The sequence below is a fragment of the Pseudomonas sp. 2FE genome, from assembly GCF_005503735.1.
Classification (GTDB): domain Bacteria; phylum Pseudomonadota; class Gammaproteobacteria; order Pseudomonadales; family Pseudomonadaceae; genus Aquipseudomonas.
Window position 1 is genome coordinate 414,824 of sequence record NZ_SCMO01000001.1, and the last position, 16,566, is coordinate 431,389.

At 61.6% G+C, this 16,566-nt stretch carries 14 protein-coding genes, 3 tRNA genes and 2 pseudogenes; 17 read left to right on the forward strand and 2 right to left on the reverse strand.

The window, feature by feature from the left end:
* The first annotated feature begins 8 nt into the window (after window positions 1-8).
* The 12 genes from astA to FFS12_RS02100 all read left to right on the forward strand — a co-directional run bounded on the left by astA (window position 9) and on the right by FFS12_RS02100 (window position 11,373).
* Window positions 9-1,046, forward strand: coding sequence for an arginine N-succinyltransferase (astA, locus tag FFS12_RS02045; protein WP_137885306.1), 1,038 nt, complete (start codon window positions 9-11; stop codon window positions 1,044-1,046).
* A complete protein-coding gene (astD, locus tag FFS12_RS02050; protein ID WP_137885307.1) occupies window positions 1,046-2,509 on the forward strand; it encodes a succinylglutamate-semialdehyde dehydrogenase in 1,464 nt (487 codons plus the stop codon). Before astA ends, astD begins: the two co-directional genes overlap by 1 nt.
* On the forward strand, window positions 2,506-3,861 hold the full coding sequence (astB, locus tag FFS12_RS02055; protein ID WP_137885308.1) for an N-succinylarginine dihydrolase: 1,356 nt from the start codon (window positions 2,506-2,508) through the stop codon (window positions 3,859-3,861). Before astD ends, astB begins: the two co-directional genes overlap by 4 nt.
* Before the next feature lie 13 nt (window positions 3,862-3,874).
* Entirely contained in the window at window positions 3,875-4,159 is a 285-nt protein-coding gene (locus FFS12_RS02060; protein WP_137817401.1) for a topoisomerase II, read from the forward strand.
* A gap of 24 nt (window positions 4,160-4,183) precedes the next feature.
* Window positions 4,184-5,194: a succinylglutamate desuccinylase gene (gene astE, locus FFS12_RS02065; RefSeq protein WP_137885309.1), complete on the forward strand. Its 1,011-nt coding sequence runs from the start codon at window positions 4,184-4,186 to the stop codon at window positions 5,192-5,194.
* A gap of 214 nt (window positions 5,195-5,408) precedes the next feature.
* Window positions 5,409-6,413 carry a low-specificity L-threonine aldolase gene (gene ltaE / locus FFS12_RS02070; protein WP_137885310.1) on the forward strand — a complete coding sequence of 335 codons (1,005 nt, stop codon included), beginning with the start codon at window positions 5,409-5,411 and terminating at the stop codon, window positions 6,411-6,413.
* A 121-nt stretch (window positions 6,414-6,534) separates the two neighbouring features.
* The gene (alaS, locus tag FFS12_RS02075) at window positions 6,535-9,165 is read left to right on the forward strand and encodes an alanine--tRNA ligase (RefSeq protein WP_137885311.1); all 2,631 of its coding nucleotides are present in this window, start codon (window positions 6,535-6,537) and stop codon (window positions 9,163-9,165) included.
* A gap of 99 nt (window positions 9,166-9,264) precedes the next feature.
* On the forward strand, window positions 9,265-10,500 hold the full coding sequence (locus tag FFS12_RS02080; RefSeq protein WP_137817397.1) for an aspartate kinase: 1,236 nt from the start codon (window positions 9,265-9,267) through the stop codon (window positions 10,498-10,500).
* Between the two features lie 192 nt (window positions 10,501-10,692).
* Window positions 10,693-10,878: a carbon storage regulator CsrA gene (gene csrA / locus FFS12_RS02085; RefSeq protein ID WP_003283978.1), complete on the forward strand. Its 186-nt coding sequence runs from the start codon at window positions 10,693-10,695 to the stop codon at window positions 10,876-10,878.
* Window positions 10,879-10,939: 61 nt separating this feature from the next.
* Window positions 10,940-11,030 (forward strand) — tRNA-Ser (locus FFS12_RS02090).
* A 106-nt stretch (window positions 11,031-11,136) separates the two neighbouring features.
* Window positions 11,137-11,213: transfer RNA gene (locus FFS12_RS02095), tRNA-Arg, on the forward strand.
* A gap of 83 nt (window positions 11,214-11,296) precedes the next feature.
* Window positions 11,297-11,373 (forward strand) — tRNA-Arg (locus FFS12_RS02100).
* Between the two features lie 41 nt (window positions 11,374-11,414).
* Here FFS12_RS02100 and FFS12_RS02105 read toward each other — a convergent pair.
* Window positions 11,415-11,918, reverse strand: coding sequence for a DUF4124 domain-containing protein (locus FFS12_RS02105; protein WP_137885312.1), 504 nt, complete (start codon window positions 11,916-11,918; stop codon window positions 11,415-11,417).
* A gap of 323 nt (window positions 11,919-12,241) precedes the next feature.
* On the opposite strand from FFS12_RS02105, the gene mgtE reads away from it, so the two are divergent.
* Window positions 12,242-13,684 carry a magnesium transporter gene (mgtE, locus tag FFS12_RS02110; RefSeq protein WP_137885313.1) on the forward strand — a complete coding sequence of 481 codons (1,443 nt, stop codon included), beginning with the start codon at window positions 12,242-12,244 and terminating at the stop codon, window positions 13,682-13,684.
* 67 nt (window positions 13,685-13,751) lie between these two features.
* On the opposite strand, the gene FFS12_RS02115 is transcribed toward mgtE, so the two are convergent.
* Window positions 13,752-14,078 carry an Arc family DNA-binding protein gene (locus FFS12_RS02115; protein WP_137885314.1) on the reverse strand — a complete coding sequence of 109 codons (327 nt, stop codon included), beginning with the start codon at window positions 14,076-14,078 and terminating at the stop codon, window positions 13,752-13,754.
* Between the two features lie 383 nt (window positions 14,079-14,461).
* Between FFS12_RS02115 and FFS12_RS02120 the strand changes: the two are divergent.
* The 4 genes and pseudogenes from FFS12_RS02120 to phnP all read left to right on the forward strand — a co-directional run.
* A pseudogene (locus FFS12_RS02120) lies at window positions 14,462-14,716 on the forward strand (ATP-binding cassette domain-containing protein); the annotation flags it as partial.
* Window positions 14,717-14,826: 110 nt separating this feature from the next.
* Window positions 14,827-15,045 (forward strand): annotated as a pseudogene (locus FFS12_RS02125) (alpha-D-ribose 1-methylphosphonate 5-triphosphate diphosphatase); the annotation flags it as partial.
* 2 nt (window positions 15,046-15,047) lie between these two features.
* Complete coding sequence (gene phnN, locus FFS12_RS02130; protein WP_137885315.1) at window positions 15,048-15,623, forward strand: phosphonate metabolism protein/1,5-bisphosphokinase (PRPP-forming) PhnN; 576 nt, start codon at window positions 15,048-15,050, stop codon at window positions 15,621-15,623.
* The gene (gene phnP / locus FFS12_RS02135) at window positions 15,614-16,408 is read left to right on the forward strand and encodes a phosphonate metabolism protein PhnP (protein WP_137885316.1); all 795 of its coding nucleotides are present in this window, start codon (window positions 15,614-15,616) and stop codon (window positions 16,406-16,408) included. Before phnN ends, phnP begins: the two co-directional genes overlap by 10 nt.
* The last annotated feature ends 158 nt before the right edge of the window (window positions 16,409-16,566 follow it).

The window sequence follows — 16,566 nt, forward strand, 5'->3', positions numbered from 1 at the left end:
GATTGCCTATGATCGTTCGCCCCGTCCGCAGTGCCGATTTGCCGGCCCTGCTTAATCTCGCCCGCAGCACCGGCGCCGGCCTGACCACGCTGCCGGCCAATGAGGAGCGCCTGGCGCACCGCGTCGGTTGGGCGGAGAAAGCCTTCCGTGGCGAAGCCGAGCGCGCCGACGCCGACTACCTGTTCGTCCTCGAAGATGACGCCGGCCAGGTGGTCGGCATCTCGGCGGTCGCTGGCGCGGTCGGCCTGCGCGAGCCTTGGTACAACTATCGTCTCGGCCTGACCGTCAGCGCCTCGCAGGAACTGCAGATCCACCGCGAGATTCCGACACTGTTCCTCGCCAATGACCTGACCGGTAACTCCGAGCTGTGCTCACTGTTCCTGCATGCCGGACACCGCAGCGGACTGAACGGTCGCCTGCTGTCGAAGGCGCGCTTCCTGTTCATCGCCGAGTTCCCGCAGCTGTTCGGCAACAAGGTGATTGCCGAGATGCGTGGCATGTCCGACGAGCAGGGGCGTTCGCCCTTCTGGGAAAGCCTCGGCCGGCACTTCTTCAAGATGGAATTCTCCCGCGCCGATTACCTCACCGGCGTCGGTAACAAGGCCTTTATCGCCGAGTTGATGCCGAAGTTCCCGCTCTACACCTGCTTCCTCTCGGAAGAGGCGCGCAACATCATCGGTCGCGTCCATCCAGATACCGAGCCGGCGCTGGCCATGCTCAAGGGTGAAGGTTTCAGCTATCAGGGTTACGTGGATATCTTCGACGCCGGCCCGGCCATCGAAGTCGAAACCGCGAAGATCCGCGCCGTGCGCGACAGCCAGGCGCTGGTGCTGGCAATTGGCACGCCGGGCGATGACGCCGCGCCGTTCCTGATCCACAACCGCAAGCGTGAAGACTGCCGCATCACCGCCGCACCGGCGCGGATGGCGGCCGGCACCCTGGTGGTCGATCCGTTGACTGCCAAACGCCTGCAACTCACCGCCGGCGATCAAGTGCGCGCAGTGCCGCTGTCGGCCAGAGCGCCCGCGAACAAGGAGCTGATTTAATGAGTACGCATTACATTGCCGGCACCTGGCAAGCAGGCCAGGGCGAGGCGCTGGAGTCGTTGAATCCGGTCAGTCAGGCCGTGGTCTGGGCTGGTCAGGCTGCTACTGCGGCGCAGGTCGAGGCTGCCGTGCAGGCCGCCCGCGCAGCTTTCCCGGCCTGGGCCAAACGCTCGCTGGAAGAGCGCATCGGCGTGCTGGAACGCTTTGCCGCCGCGCTTAAAGCGCACGGCGACGAACTGGCCCGCAGCATCGGCGAGGAAACCGGCAAGCCGCTGTGGGAGTCCGCCACCGAAGTGACCAGCATGGTCAACAAGGTCGCCATCTCGATCCAGAGCTACCGCGAGCGTACCGGCGAGAAGAGCGGCCCGCTGGCCGATGCCACCGCCGTGCTGCGCCACAAGCCCCATGGCGTGGTCGCGGTATTCGGCCCCTACAACTTCCCCGGTCACCTGCCCAACGGCCACATAGTGCCGGCGTTGCTGGCCGGCAACGCGGTGATCTTCAAGCCCAGCGAGCTGACCCCGAAAGTCGCCGAGCTGACGGTGCAGTGCTGGATCGAAGCCGGCCTGCCGGCCGGCGTGCTCAACTTGCTGCAAGGCGCCCGCGAGACCGGCGTCGCCCTGGCCGGCAACCCGGGTATCGACGGGCTGTTCTTCACCGGTTCGAGCCGCACCGGCAACTTGCTGCATCAACAGTTTGCCGGCCGCCCGGACAAGATCCTGGCGCTGGAGATGGGCGGCAATAACCCGCTGGTGGTCGATCAGGTGCAGGATGTCGACGCCGCGGTCTACACCATCGTCCAGTCGGCCTTCATCTCCGCCGGCCAGCGCTGCACCTGCGCGCGCCGCCTGCTGGTGCCGCAAGGCGCCTGGGGCGATGCCCTGCTGGCGCGTTTGGCCCAGGTCGCCAGCCAGATCAAGGTCGGCGCCTTCGATGCGCAGCCGGCCCCCTTTATGGGCTCGGTGATCTCGCTGGAGGCCGCGCGGCATCTGATGCAGGCCCAGGAGCAGCTGCTCGCCAAGGGTGCCACCGCGCTGCTGGCGATGACCCAGCCGCAGGCCGGCGCCGCGCTGCTGACTCCGGGCATCCTGGATGTCACGGCCGTGAGTGAACGCCCGGACGAGGAGTTCTTCGGCCCGCTGCTGCAAGTGATTCGCTACGCCGATTTCGACGGTGCGATTCGCGAAGCCAACGCCACCCAATATGGCCTGGCCGCTGGGCTGCTGTCGGATTCCCGCGAGCGCTATCAACAGTTCTGGGTCGAGAGCCGTGCCGGCATCGTCAACTGGAATAAACAGCTGACGGGCGCCGCCAGCACGGCGCCTTTTGGCGGAGTCGGCGCCTCCGGCAACCACCGCGCCAGTGCTTACTACGCCGCGGATTACTGTGCCTATCCGGTGGCCTCGCTGGAAAGCGAAAGCCTGAGCCTGCCTGCAACCCTGACCCCGGGAGTCAACCTATGACCGTTAAAAATGCCTATGAAGTCAACTTCGACGGTCTAGTCGGGCCGACTCACAACTACGGTGGTCTGTCGTACGGCAACGTCGCCTCGCAGGGCAACAGCCAGCAGGTCTCCAGCCCGAAGGACGCCGCCAAGCAAGGCCTGGCGAAGATGAAGGCGCTGATGGAGATGGGCTTCAAGCAGGGTGTACTGGCCCCGCAGGAACGCCCGGCTGTCGCCGCACTGCGCAACCTGGGTTTTACCGGCACTGATGCCGAGGTGATCCAGAGAGCCGCCAAGGAAGCCATGCCGCTGCTGGTCGCCAGCTGCTCGGCGTCCAATATGTGGACCGCCAACGCCGCCACCGTCAGCCCCAGCGCCGACACCGCGGACGGCCGTGTGCATTTCACCGCCGCCAACCTCAACTGCAAGTTTCACCGCAGCCTCGAGCACCCGACCACCAGCCGCGTGCTCGGCGCCATGTTCGCCAACCAGCAGCACTTTGCCCATCACGCGGCGTTGCCGGCGGTGAGCCAGTTCGGTGACGAGGGCGCGGCCAACCACACGCGTTTTTGCAAGAGCTACGGCGAGGCCGGCGTGGAGTTCTTCGTGTTCGGCCGCAGCGCCTTCGACAGCCGTTTCCCGGAGCCGCAGCGTTACCCGGCGCGGCAGACCCTGGAGGCCAGTCAGGCGGTCGCTCGTCTGCACGGCCTGGGCGAGGCCGGCGTGGTCTACGCCCAGCAGAATCCGGCGGTGATCGATCAGGGCGTGTTCCATAACGACGTGATCGCGGTGGGCAACGGCGAAGTGCTGTTCTACCACGAAGACGCCTTCCTCGACACCGAGAAGGTGCTGGCCGAGCTGCACGACAAGCTCGGTCGTCGCGGCGGCCGCTTCCGCGCCGTGTGCGTGCCGCGCGATGCGGTGACCGTCGAAGACGCGGTGAAGTCCTACCTGTTCAACAGCCAGCTGCTGTCGCGTGCCGATGGTTCGATGTTGCTGATCGTGCCGGAAGAGTGCCGCAACAATGAACGCGTGTGGAGCTACCTGGCGCGCCTGACCGCCGAAGACGGGCCGATCAGCGAGGTGAAGGTCTTCGACCTCAAGCAGAGCATGCAGAACGGCGGCGGCCCGGCCTGCCTGCGCCTGCGGGTGGCGCTCAACGAGGGCGAGCTGAACGCGGTGAATCCGGGTGTGATCATGACCCCGTCGCTGTATGACACGCTAAACCTCTGGGTCGACAAGCACTACCGCGACCGTCTGGCTGAAACCGACCTGGCCGACCCGCAATTGCTGGTCGAATGCCGTTCGGCATTGGATGAACTGACGCAGATCCTTAAACTAGGCTCGGTTTATCCATTCCAGATCAATTAAGAGTCCTGCAACCATGTCCGATAGCCTGCAACTGATCCTCGAAGACACCGACGGCACCCAGCTGGAAACCTCCTGCACCCGCTTTGCCGTGATCTGGCAGGGCAAGGAAGTCTGGATTCAGCAAGATGGTCGCGGCCAGCTGATCATCGGGGTGGATGTCGAGGAAGGCGACGCCGAGTACGCCAACCTGCTGCTGCGCCCGTTGGCGACCAACTTGGTCAGCCTGGAGCTGGAGATGGAGCCGGCAGAAGTCGATGACGAGCATGTGCATGGCCCGGACTGTGGCCACGATCATTAAGAAGTAAGTATTGGGAAGTGCCCTATGTTAGCCCTCGGTAAGCTGCTTGAACTGACCCTGGCTGGCCACGAGCCCGCCGCAAAGATTCAGCTGACCGCCGAGGGCACGCGTTTGCGCTGGCTGGCCGAAGGTGCGTTGGAAGTGACGCCGCCCAGCACGGATGACAGTGGCTTGGATCTGTTGCTGTCGGCCGGTGTCCACGGCAACGAAACTGCGCCGATCGAACTGCTCGACCGCCTGCTGCAAGGCATTGCCCGTGGCGACTTGAAGCCGCGTGCGCGTATTTTGTTCCTGCTCGGCAACCCCGAGGCCATGCGGCGTGGCGAGCGCTATATCGAGCAGGACATCAATCGTCTGTTCAATGGTCGGCATGAGCAGTCCAGTGGCTTCGAGGCGTTGCGCGCCTGTGAGTTGGAGCGCCTGAGCGCGGCGTTCTTCAGTAAGCCGCAACGCAGTCGTTTGCATTACGACCTGCACACCGCTATCCGCGGCTCGAAAATCGAACAGTTCGCCCTCTACCCCTGGCGTGAAGGCTGCGCTCACTCGCGGCTGGAGCTGGCCCGCCTGCAGGCCGCCGGGATTGCTGCGGTGCTGTTACAGAGCAAGGGCTCGATTACCTTCAGCTCCTACACCTATGCCCAACTGGATGCCGAGGCCTTCACGCTGGAGCTGGGTAAGGCGCGACCGTTCGGGCAGAACCAGCAGGTCAACCTCGAGTGCTTGGAAGCACGTCTGGAATGCCTGATCGAAGGCCGCGAGCCGCAGCTGGAGGCGGGTGCTTTGGAGGGCTTGCAGCTGTTTGCGGTGGCCCGCGAGGTGATCAAGCACAGCGATGCGTTTACCTTGCATCTGCCGGCGGATATCGAGAACTTCAGTGAGTTGCCGGTGGGCTATCTGCTGGCCGAGGATATCGCCGGCACGCGCTGGATCGTCGAGGAGGAGGGCGCGCGCATCATCTTCCCCAATCCGAAAGTGAAGAATGGCCTGCGCGCCGCCATTCTGGTCGTTCCGACTAGCGCCGATAACTTGGCCTAGGCCGCCTACCTGTAGGCTGGGCAGAGCGCAGCGAAACCCAGCAATACTCCGCTGCAAACACCCCGCCGGGTTTCGCCAGAAAACGGCTCTACCCAGCCTACGGATCTTGCGATAGGTAAACGTGTAGCCGTCACTGTGCAGCGTCATCTGTATCTTGTTTGTCCTCTTGGGGCGCTTTAGCATCGGGCTTTCCGCCCTTTCAGGAGCCTGACCCATGTCTGTTATCGATCTGCGCAGCGACACCGTCACCCAGCCCACCGCCGGTATGCGTGAGGCCATGTTGCGCGCGGAGGTCGGCGACGATGTGTATGGCGAGGATCCGACGGTCAAGCGTCTGGAGCGGCACTTAGCCAGCTGCCTAGGCTTCGCTGAAGGCCTGTTCGTGCCCACTGGCACCATGAGCAACCTGCTCGGGCTGATGGCGCACTGTGAACGCGGTGACGAGTACATAGTCGGGCAGGAAGCGCATACCTATAAATATGAGGGCGGCGGAGCGGCGGTGCTCGGCTCGATCCAGCCGCAGCCGCTGGCAGTCGAGGCCGACGGCACGCTCGATCTGGCCCGGGTGGCGGCGGCGATCAAACCGGACGACTTCCATTTCGCCCGCACCCGCTTGTTGGCGCTGGAAAACACCATGCAGAGCAAGGTGCTGCCGTTGACCTACCTGGCCGCCGCCCGCCAGCTCACGCGCGAGCATGGCTTGGCGCTGCATCTGGACGGTGCGCGCCTGTACAACGCGGCGGTCAAGCTGGGGGTGGAGGCGCGGGAGATCACTCAGCACTTCGATTCGGTCTCGGTCTGCCTCTCCAAGGGGCTCGGCGCGCCAGTCGGTTCGGTGCTATGCGGCAGCGCGGAACTGATCGGCAAGGCCCGGCGGTTGCGCAAAATGGTCGGTGGCGGCATGCGGCAAGCCGGGATTCTAGCGGCGGCGGGGCTGTACGCGTTGCAGCATCAGGTCGAACGCCTGGCCGAGGATCACGCCAACGCCGCCTTGCTGGCCGAAGGGCTGTGTGAGCTGGGCTATAGGGTCGAGCCGGTGCAGACCAACATGGTCTATGTGCAGCTGGGCCCGCTGGCGCCCGCACTCAAGGTTTTTTTGGCCGAGCGCGGGGTCAAGGTGACCGCCGCAGAGCGCTTGCGCCTGGTCACGCACCTGGATGTGTCGAGCGCCGATATCCGTAAGGTGATCGAGGCATTTGCCGCCTTTCGTCTGCACTGACTGCAAATCTAGTTCCAATAGTCGTTAACTATCGTACAAAGACACTAGCCCGAAGCCGCGAGGCCGATATAATGCGGCCCTTTGTCGGCGATTCGTGGCCGCATTTTCCGTGGAAGAACCTATGAAAAGCGCAGAAATCCGTGAAGCCTTCCTCCGCTTCTTCGAAGAGCAGGGCCACACCCGTGTCGCCTCCAGCTCTCTGATCCCGGGCAACGACCCGACCCTGCTGTTCACCAACGCGGGGATGAACCAGTTCAAGGACTGCTTCCTGGGCCAGGAAAAGCGCGCTTATACCCGCGCCGTCAGCAGCCAGAAGTGCGTCCGCGCCGGCGGCAAGCATAACGACCTGGAAAACGTCGGTTACACCGCGCGCCACCACACCTTCTTCGAAATGCTGGGTAACTTCAGCTTCGGTGACTACTTCAAGCGCGATGCGATCAACTACGCTTGGCAGTTCCTGACCTCGGACAAGTGGCTGAACCTGCCGAAGGACAAGCTGTGGGTCACCGTCTACGCCAGCGATGACGAGGCGTACGACATCTGGACCCAGGAAGTCGGCGTGCCGGCCGAGCGCATGGTGCGGATCGGCGACAACAAAGGCGCGCCGTACGCCTCCGACAACTTCTGGGCCATGGGCGATACCGGCCCCTGCGGCCCCTGCACCGAGATTTTCTACGATCACGGCGCCGACATCTGGGGCGGCCCACCGGGCTCGCCGGAAGAAGACGGTGATCGTTATATCGAGATCTGGAACAACGTCTTCATGCAGTTCAACCGCACCGCCGATGGCGTGCTGCACCCGCTACCGGCGCCGTCGGTCGACACCGGCATGGGCCTGGAGCGGATCAGCGCCGTGCTGCAGCACGTGCACTCGAACTACCAGATCGACCTGTTCCAGAACCTGCTGGTCGCTGGCGCCAAGGCCATCGGCTGCAGCAACGACGAGCAGCCGTCGTTGAAGGTAGTGGCCGATCACATTCGCTCCTGCGGCTTCCTGATCGCCGACGGCGTGACGCCATCCAACGAAGGTCGTGGCTACGTGCTGCGCCGCATCATTCGTCGCGCCTGCCGCCACGGCAACAAACTGGGCGCCAAGGGCAGCTTCTTCTATCAGATAGTCGCCGCGCTGGTGGCCGAGATGGGCGAGGCTTTCCCGGAGCTGAAGCAGCAGCAGGCGCACATCGAGCGCGTGCTGAAGACCGAGGAAGAGCAGTTCGCCAAGACCCTGGAGCAGGGCCTGAAGATTCTCGAGCTGGATCTGGTCGGCCTGAAGGGCAAGATGATCCCCGGCGAGACCCTGTTCAAGCTGTACGACACCTACGGCTTCCCGGTCGATCTGACTGGCGATATCGCCCGCGAGCGCGGCCTGAGCATCGACGAGGCCGGCTTCGAGCGTGCAATGGAAGGCCAGCGCGTGCGTGCCCGCTCGGCCAGCTCGTTCGGCATGGATTACAACAGCCTGGTCAAGGTGGACGCGCAAACTCACTTTACCGGCTACGTCTGTATTGCCGGTGAGGCTAAGGTCGTGGCCTTGTTCAAGGACGGCCAGGTAGTCGAGCAGCTCGGCGAAGGCGAGGAGGGTGTGGTGGTGCTCGATCATACGCCGTTCTACGCCGAGTCCGGTGGCCAGATCGGTGACTGCGGCTTCCTGGCGGGCAATGGCGTGCGTTTCGATGTGAGCGACACCACCAAGGCCGGTGGCGCCTTCCTGCATCACGGCATCATCGATAGAGGCACCTTGCGCCTCGGTGCGGCTGTAACGGCCCAGGTCGACGCCTCAGTACGCCAGGCCACCGCGCTCAACCACTCCGCCACCCACCTGCTGCATGCCGCGCTGCGCCAGGTGCTCGGCGAGCACGTGCAGCAGAAAGGCTCGCTCGTTCATAGCATGGGGCTTCGCTTTGACTTCAGTCACTTCGAGGCGATCAAACCCGTGCAACTAAAAATCCTGGAAGACATAGTCAACGCCGAGATTCGCAAGAACTCCGCGGTCGAGACCGAAGAAACTGACATCGAAACTGCCAAGTCCAAGGGTGCCATGGCCTTGTTCGGTGAGAAGTACGGTGACAGCGTGCGCGTACTGAGCATGGGCGACTTCTCAGTCGAACTGTGCGGCGGCACCCACGTCTCCCGTACCGGCGATATCGGTCTGTTCAAGATCATCAGCGAAAATGGTGTGGCCGCCGGCGTGCGGCGTATCGAAGCGGTCACCGGCGCGGAAGCGCTTCGTTATGTGAGTGAACTTGAAGAGTCCCGCGATACTTTGGCCAGGATTGTTGGTTCTAAAAATCGTGACCAAGCAACCTTGCACAAAATTGTTGAAGGTCTGATTGCTGAAAGTCGTGATCTTAAAAAAGAGCTTGAGCGCTTTAAAGCCAAGGCCGCCAGCGCCGCGGGTGATGACCTGTCCGGTTCGGCGGTCGAGGTCAAGGGCGTGAAAGTCCTGGCTGCGCGTCTGGATGGTCTAGACGGTAAGGCGCTGCTGGCACTGGTCGATCAACTGAAGAACAAACTCGGTCGGGCGGTGATCCTGCTCGGCGGTGTGCTGGATGACAAGGTCGTACTGGTCGCGGGCGTCACTCAGGATCTGACCGCGCAATTGAAGGCTGGTGAGCTGATGAAGCAGGCGGCCGCGGCGGTCGGTGGTAAAGGCGGTGGTCGTCCGGATATGGCGCAGGGTGGTGGTGTCGATACCGCTGCACTGGATGTTGCGCTGGCGCTGACCGTGCCTTTCGTCGAACAAGGTCTTTAACGCTTGGCTCAAGTTGCCCGCCCGACGCCCGGCGGGCCTTGGCGATGGGTTGAGTTGAATGTTTAATGGGCGCCCTTCACGGGCTGAGGCGGCTTTGAAATGGCTTTGATCGTACAGAAGTTTGGGGGCACCTCCGTCGGCACCGTCGAGCGTATCGAGCAGGTAGCCGAGAAGGTCAAAAAATTCCGCGAAGCGGGCGATGACTTGGTGATTGTGTTATCCGCCATGAGTGGCGAGACCAACCGCCTGATCGACCTGGCCAAGCAGATCAGCGACCAGCCGGTACCGCGTGAGCTGGACGTGATGGTCTCCACCGGTGAGCAGGTGACCATCGCCCTGCTGACCATGGCGCTGATCAAGCGTGGCGTGCCGGCGGTGTCCTACACTGGCAACCAGGTACGGATCCTGACGGACAGCGCGCACAACAAGGCGCGTATCCTGCAGATCGATGACCAGAAGATTCGTGCCGACCTCAAGGCCGGCCGTGTAGTGGTAGTCGCGGGTTTCCAGGGCGTGGATGAGCACGGCAATATCACGACGCTCGGGCGTGGTGGTTCCGACACCACGGGCGTGGCCCTGGCTGCCGCACTGAAGGCCGATGAGTGCCAGATCTATACCGATGTGGATGGTGTCTACACCACGGATCCGCGCGTCGTGCCGCAGGCTCAGCGTCTGGACAAGATCACCTTCGAGGAAATGCTGGAAATGGCCAGCCTCGGCTCCAAGGTGCTGCAAATCCGCTCGGTGGAGTTCGCCGGCAAGTACAACGTCCCGCTGCGCGTGCTGCACAGCTTCCAAGAGGGGCCGGGCACCCTCATTACTATTGATGAAGAGGAATCCATGGAACAGCCGATCATCTCCGGCATCGCCTTCAACCGCGACGAAGCCAAGCTGACCATCCGTGGCGTGCCGGATATTCCTGGCGTGGCCTTCAAGATCCTCGGCCCGATCAGTGCCGCGAATATAGAAGTGGACATGATCGTGCAGAATGTCGCGCACGATAACACCACTGACTTCACCTTCACCGTTCACCGCAATGACTACCAGAACGCCCAGCAGGTACTTGAGCAGACCGCTCGTGAGATCAATGCGCGGGAAGTCAGCGGCGATCTGAAGATTGCCAAGGTCTCCATCGTCGGCGTCGGCATGCGTTCCCACGCGGGCGTGGCCAGTCGTATGTTCGAAGCCTTGGCCAAGGAGAGCATCAATATCCAAATGATCTCGACCTCGGAAATCAAGGTGTCGGTGGTAATCGAAGAGAAATACCTGGAGTTGGCCGTGCGTGCGTTGCACACCGCTTTCGAATTGGACGCTCCGGCCCGACAGGGCGAATGAGGCGTTGCCCGAAAGGCGCGGTTGATCCCGCGCCTTTCGCCATTTTGGCGGAGGTGGCGGAACTTTCTTTCTGCCCACACTAGTCAATACTTGGGTGAAGGTCTCCGGTGCTTGAGATTGACGGGGACTGCCACCATTTTAATTTTGCAGACTGTTTGTTGTCCTGAACTGTAATCCGTGAGGAGAAAGGGAATGCTGATTCTGACTCGCCGGGTCGGAGAGACCCTGATGGTGGGTGACGATGTCACTGTCACCGTGTTGGGTGTGAAAGGTAATCAGGTGCGCATTGGCGTTAACGCGCCCAAGGAAGTTGCTGTGCACCGTGAGGAAATCTACCAGCGCATCCAGAAAGAGAAGGACCAAGAACCAAGCCACTAATTTTTATCAATTTTTGGCTTTGCAAACGGGGCAAAGATGGATATCATGCGCCCCGTGTTGCGGAGAGGTGGCCGAGTGGCCGAAGGCGCTCCCCTGCTAAGGGAGTACATCTCAAAAGGGTGTCGGGGGTTCGAATCCCCCCTTCTCCGCCATTATTTATAACGAAGTTGATGCAGTTGGTTTTTTGGTAAGCTGTTGAAATTACTGGAAAAATTAGTTGACCGTCAGATTCGAAGCTTTATAATTTGCGTCACTCGTGCACTCATAGCTCAGCTGGATAGAGTACTCGGCTACGAACCGAGCGGTCGGAGGTTCGAATCCTCCTGAGTGCACCATATTCAAAGAATGGTTTGCAGTAATGTAAGCCTTTTGTTTTAACCAGAGACGCGCTTAGGCAGTCTCCGGGTGTTGTAAAAATGCACTCATAGCTCAGCTGGATAGAGTACTCGGCTACGAACCGAGCGGTCGGAGGTTCGAATCCTCCTGAGTGCACCATACCGAAAGGGCCTGCAGCAATGCAGGCCCTTTTTCTTTGTCTAGCGTTTGCCGCGGACGCAGCCATTCTCGTCGAAGCTGACCTGGCGGCTGCGGCCTTCATTGTTGCGGTATTGGTAACGCAGTTGGCCGTTCTGGCTGCTGATCTTGTCCGGTTTGCCCAGGGTGCTCTCTACATCCGCGCGAGTCATGCCGGCGCGTACTTCCTTCTGAATCATCGCGGCGCGGCGAGCGCTGCCTGTGACGCGGTTGCCACAGCCATCCTGTTGCTCGCCGACCACCACCAGTTCGCTGGCCTTTGCTGTTTTACTGGTTTTACTTGAGCGCTTGCCCTTGGCAGTTTTCGCCAGGGGCACGGGTTTGTCGCTGCCGGGGGTTGGGTTGTCGGCGTTTTGCAGTTGCTGCCTGTGCGCTATTGGGCAGCCCTGCAGGGTGAAGGTGACATTCCCCTTGGCGTCTTCGCAGCGGAACACAGTCGAGGCCAGCAGTAGCGGGGAAGGGCAAAGCAAAGTGGCGCAGAAGGCTGCGCGTAGCAGTCTATGCATGGGGACGTCCTCCTTGACGGTCGCCGAGCAAGCTTAGCGCGTGCTTTTTCTCTCGCCAGTAGTGTCCTGTTGAAAGTGCTCTGCGTCGGAGTTCGAGGATTCAGGCAAGACTGAACTTTGTGATGCAAGCGCTTGTTCTTGCCTAGATTTTGTAACGTGCAAAGCCATTGAGCAGTGTTATCATTTCTCCCGTCAGCCCCGCCGGGGCTTATGGAATACCACCATGGACTTACCCAGTAGTAATTCAGAATCTCGATTGTCCAATCATGAACTGACGGATTGATCCCTTTTGGCGTGCCCTGCCGCTGGGGGTGGAGTGCGCTATGACTGAAGTAGAAGCAAAAAAACCGCAAGAAAGCCTGCAGGACCGCCTGGCTCAGGTAGTCGAACTGCTGCATCGCCACAAACTGGTCGAAGACCTGACCCATCGTCAGGAAGGCCAGCACCGGGATCTCGTAGAGAACCTGGTTCACCGACAGAATCTCGCCGAGCTGCAGCGCAAGCTCGATGATCTGCACTCTGCCGACGTTGCCCATATCCTCGAAGCCTTGCCGCTGGCCGACCGTCTGACCGTCTGGCAGTTGGTCAAGGCCGAGCGCGATGGCGACATCCTCCTCGAAGTCTCGGATTCGGTGCGGGAAACGCTGATCGCCGACATGGACGATCACGAGATACTCGCGGCCGCCAGGGAAATGGACGCCGACGAGTTGGCTGACCTGGCGCCTGAGCTGCCTCGCGACGTAGTTCACGAACTGATGGAGACGCTCGACGCGCAGCAGCGTGAGCGCGTGCGTTCGGCATTGTCCTATGAAGAGGATCAGGTCGGTGCCCTGATGGACTTCGAGATGGTCACCATCCGCGAGGATGTCAGCCTGGAGGTGGTGTTGCGCTACCTGCGCCGCCTGAAAGAGTTGCCGGGGCATACCGATAAGCTGTTCGTGGTCGATTATGACGGTGTGCTGAAGGGCGTGTTGCCGATCAAGCGCCTGTTGGTCAACGACCCGGATAAGCAGGTAGCCGAGGTAATGGCCGACGATCCGGTGAGCTTCCACCCGGATGAGGATGCCTACGATGCCGCCCAGGCTTTCGAACGCTATGACTTGATTTCCGCCCCGGTGGTGGACAAGAACGGCAAGCTGATCGGCCGTCTGACCATCGACGAAATGGTCGACTTGATCCGTGAAGAAAGTGAAGCCGAAGTGCTGAACATGGCCGGTCTGCGCGAAGAAGAAGATATCTTCGCCTCGGTGTGGAAGTCACTGCGTAACCGTTGGGCTTGGCTGGCGATCAACCTGATCACCGCCTTTATCGCCTCGCGCGTGATTGGCCTGTTCGAGGGCTCGATCGAGAAGCTGGTGGCATTGGCCGCGCTGATGCCCATAGTTGCGGGTATCGGCGGTAACTCCGGGAACCAGACGATCACCATGATAGTGCGGGCGATGGCGCTGGATCAGGTGAGTACCGGCAATACCTCGCGGTTGATGCGCAAGGAACTGGCGGTGTCGCTGTTCAATGGGGTGGTATGGGGCGGGGTGATCGGGATTGTCGCTTACCTGCTTTACGGCAGTTGGTCACTGGGCCTGGTCATGACCGGGGCGATGACGCTCAATCTGTTGCTGGCGGCGTTGATGGGCGTATTGATCCCGATGACGTTGGTACGCATAGGGCGCGATCCGGCTTTGGGTTCCAGTGTAATGATTACCGCGGTGACCGATAGCGGTGGTTTCTTCATCTTCCTCGGGCTGGCGACACTGTTCTTGCTCTAAGTCGTCGCCCATAAAAAAACCGCCGATGGGCGGTTTTTTTATGGGCAAGGGTTGTCTCGAGTGCTGTTTAAGCCCCTTCGGCGCTTAGTTCTGCATCAGGGGCGATCAGGGCAACCAGAGCATTCTGCTGGCGTCGTGACAGTTGGCGGAAGTGTTGCAGCAGTTCGCGCTCATGCAGTGACAGTTCGGGTCTGTCCAAACGCATGCTGAGGTCGTCATCCAGCGCCCCTTCCTGAAGCATGCTCTGCTCAAGGCGCGCAATGATCTCGGAATTCATGCTGCGATGGTGGTTGCGTGCGACATCGGCAATGCGTTCGCGCATGCCATCGGGCAAGCGGACGACGAATTTGTCAGCCGTACGGCTGGAGTAAATAGCCTGTTTCATGGGGCGCATACATTTAAACCGGTTAGTTCAGGGAAACGATGCTGGCAATGAGCCGCATGATTGTCACCGGTTTGACCATCATTAGCACTAGCCGTTCAACCAGAATCGCGGTTTGCGTCTCAATGACCTTGCGATCACTGCAGCTGTTAATTAACACCAATTCTATGGCGTATTTTGGCCGGAGTGCTGGCTTTTTGCCTGCGCCAGTTGTCAGAAATGCGCGTTACTGGGCAAAACGACTGTCCCAGAGCAGCTGCCGCATAAAAACTTAAACTGATTGTCACTTAAGCGTCACGCCCAATTAACGGGGCTGACACAGGGTTCGCCTGTCATGGTCTATACCAGATGGCGGCCGGTAGTCGCCCAGCAGCCGTTAATGAGAGGGCAAACCCATGAACGCAGTGATCCGTGTTGAGAGCCTGAACAAGACGTTCGGCCGCAAGCAGGCGCTGTATGACTTGGCGTTGTCCGTGCAGCCGGGCGAGATGGTCGCGCTGATCGGTGCTTCCGGCTCCGGCAAGTCCACCTTGTTGCGGCACCTGGCGGGGCTGGCCTGCTGTGATCGCCGCGCGGGCGGCAGCATCCGGGTGCTGGGCCGCGAAGTGCAGGCGCAAGGCCGCTTGCATGTTGAAGTGCGGCATCTCCGGTAGGTTCAGGACTGAAGAAAGGCAGCGCGCCCTGTGGAGGCCTTGGCGCGCGTCGGCCTGGCTGACCGGACGACGCAGCGCATGGCTATCGCCCGGGCGCTGACGCAACGAGCCTGTTGCCGGCGGCTTTACTGCTGACCGGGCAGGACAACGGGTATGATTTACCCAAGGCTATCGGCACCGTCAGCCGCGCGCCGGCCCAGGCGGCCGGGCTGGTGGATCGTGGCGAGATTCGCCCGGGTTTGCGGGCGGATTTGCTGCAGGCCAAGGGGCAGGCGGGGCAGGCGGTGATCCAACAGGTCTGGCGCCAAGGCAAGAGAGTGTTCTGAACATGGGCAAGCTGATTTATTTGATCGGCCCTTCGGGGTCAGGCAAGGACAGCCTGCTACAAGCCGCCCGCGCGACGCTGGAAGCGGGTGGCTGCCGGATCGTCCGGCGGGTGATCACCCGCTCGGCCGAGGCGGTTGGCGAGGACGCCCAGCCGGTCACGCCGGAGCAGTTCGACCGGCTGGAGGCCGAAGGTGCGTTTGCCATGAGCTGGCGCGCCAATGGCCTGGCGTATGGCATCCCCAAGCAGATCGACGACTGGCTGGCGGCCGGGCATGACGTGCTGGTCAATGGCTCGCGGGCCTATCTGCCGCAGGCACGCCAGCGCTACCCGAATTTGCTCGCCATCTTGCTGACAGTCGATAGCGAGGTATTGCGTCAGCGCTTGCTGGCACGGGGGCGCGAGTCTGTCAAAGAGATCGAGGCCAGGCTGGCCCGTAACGCGCAATTGCAAGCCAGTGCGAACCCAGAAGGCGAGGGCAACAGCGCCCAGCTGCATACCCTCGACAACTCCGACCACTTCGAGCAAACCGTGGCAAACCTGCTCGACCTGATCGGCGAGAGTCGCGCATGCGCCTGACCCTGCTCGGCACCGGCGATGCTCGCCAAGTGCCGGTCTACGGTTGCAGCTGCGTGGTGTGCGACCGCGCCAGGGTTTACCCGCAGCACCGCCGCGGGCCCTGTTGTGCGTTGGTCGAATGTGGGGGGCAGCGTTGGTTGATCGACAGTGGTTTGAGCGATCTGACCGAGCGCTTTCCACCGCACTCGCTGAGCGGCATCCTGCAAACCCACTACCACGCCGACCACGCCCAGGGCCTGCTGCAACTGCGCTGGGGCCAAGGGCTAGTGATTCCGGTGCATGGCCCGGCCGACCCGGAAGGCTTTGCCGATCTCTACAAGCATCCGGGTATTCTCGATTTTTCCCAGCCGTTCGCCGCCTTCGAGCGCCGCCAACTCGGCGAGTTGACGGTCACGGCCCTGCCGCTGACCCACTCCAAGCCGACCTTTGGCTTTCTATTAGAAGAGACAGGATTAGAAGAGACAGGATTAGAAGAAGCGGGGTTGGAGGGGCAGGGCCGGCGCATCGCTTACCTGACCGACACGGTCGGCGTGCCGCTGGAGACCACCGCCTTCCTCGCCGGTAAACCGCTGGATGTGCTGGTGCTGGATTGTTCCAGCGCGCCGCAGCCACAGGCGCCGCGCAGCCATAACGATCTGCCCCGCGCCCTGCAGGTGATCGAGCAGTTGCAGCCGGGCGAGGCGCTGCTGACCCACATCGGCCACAGTTTCGACGCCTGGCTGCTGGATCATCCCGATGCCCTGCCGGCGAGTGTCAGCCTGGCCTTCGATGGCATGGGCATCTGAGCTAGCTGTTGTGGGAAAACGCAAAACCGTAGGCTGGGTAGAGTGCAGCGAAACCCAGCTAGGCCCTTTGCTGGGTTTCGCCGAAAAACGGCTCTACCCAGCCTACATCACTTGGGTATCTGAATTTTTGCGCCGGGCTAAAGGCGTTGGGCGCAGTA

Bases quoted from the DNA above. Each gene is read 5' to 3' on its own strand.
- astA (WP_137885306.1), top strand. From the start codon at position 9: ATGATCGTTCGCCCCGTCCGCAGTGCCGATTTGCCGGCCCTGCTTAAT.
- FFS12_RS02060 (WP_137817401.1), top strand. From the start codon at position 3,875: ATGTCCGATAGCCTGCAACTGATCCTCGAAGACACCGACGGCACCCAG.
- phnP (WP_137885316.1), top strand. From the start codon at position 15,614: ATGCGCCTGACCCTGCTCGGCACCGGCGATGCTCGCCAAGTGCCGGTC.
- mgtE (WP_137885313.1), top strand. From the start codon at position 12,242: ATGACTGAAGTAGAAGCAAAAAAACCGCAAGAAAGCCTGCAGGACCGC.
- astD (WP_137885307.1), top strand. From the start codon at position 1,046: ATGAGTACGCATTACATTGCCGGCACCTGGCAAGCAGGCCAGGGCGAG.
- astE (WP_137885309.1), top strand. From the start codon at position 4,184: ATGTTAGCCCTCGGTAAGCTGCTTGAACTGACCCTGGCTGGCCACGAG.
- phnN (WP_137885315.1), top strand. From the start codon at position 15,048: ATGGGCAAGCTGATTTATTTGATCGGCCCTTCGGGGTCAGGCAAGGAC.
- csrA (WP_003283978.1), top strand. From the start codon at position 10,693: ATGCTGATTCTGACTCGCCGGGTCGGAGAGACCCTGATGGTGGGTGAC.
- astB (WP_137885308.1), top strand. From the start codon at position 2,506: ATGACCGTTAAAAATGCCTATGAAGTCAACTTCGACGGTCTAGTCGGG.
- alaS (WP_137885311.1), top strand. From the start codon at position 6,535: ATGAAAAGCGCAGAAATCCGTGAAGCCTTCCTCCGCTTCTTCGAAGAG.
- FFS12_RS02105 (WP_137885312.1), bottom strand. From the start codon at position 11,918: ATGCATAGACTGCTACGCGCAGCCTTCTGCGCCACTTTGCTTTGCCCT.
- FFS12_RS02080 (WP_137817397.1), top strand. From the start codon at position 9,265: ATGGCTTTGATCGTACAGAAGTTTGGGGGCACCTCCGTCGGCACCGTC.
- ltaE (WP_137885310.1), top strand. From the start codon at position 5,409: ATGTCTGTTATCGATCTGCGCAGCGACACCGTCACCCAGCCCACCGCC.
- FFS12_RS02115 (WP_137885314.1), bottom strand. From the start codon at position 14,078: ATGCGCCCCATGAAACAGGCTATTTACTCCAGCCGTACGGCTGACAAA.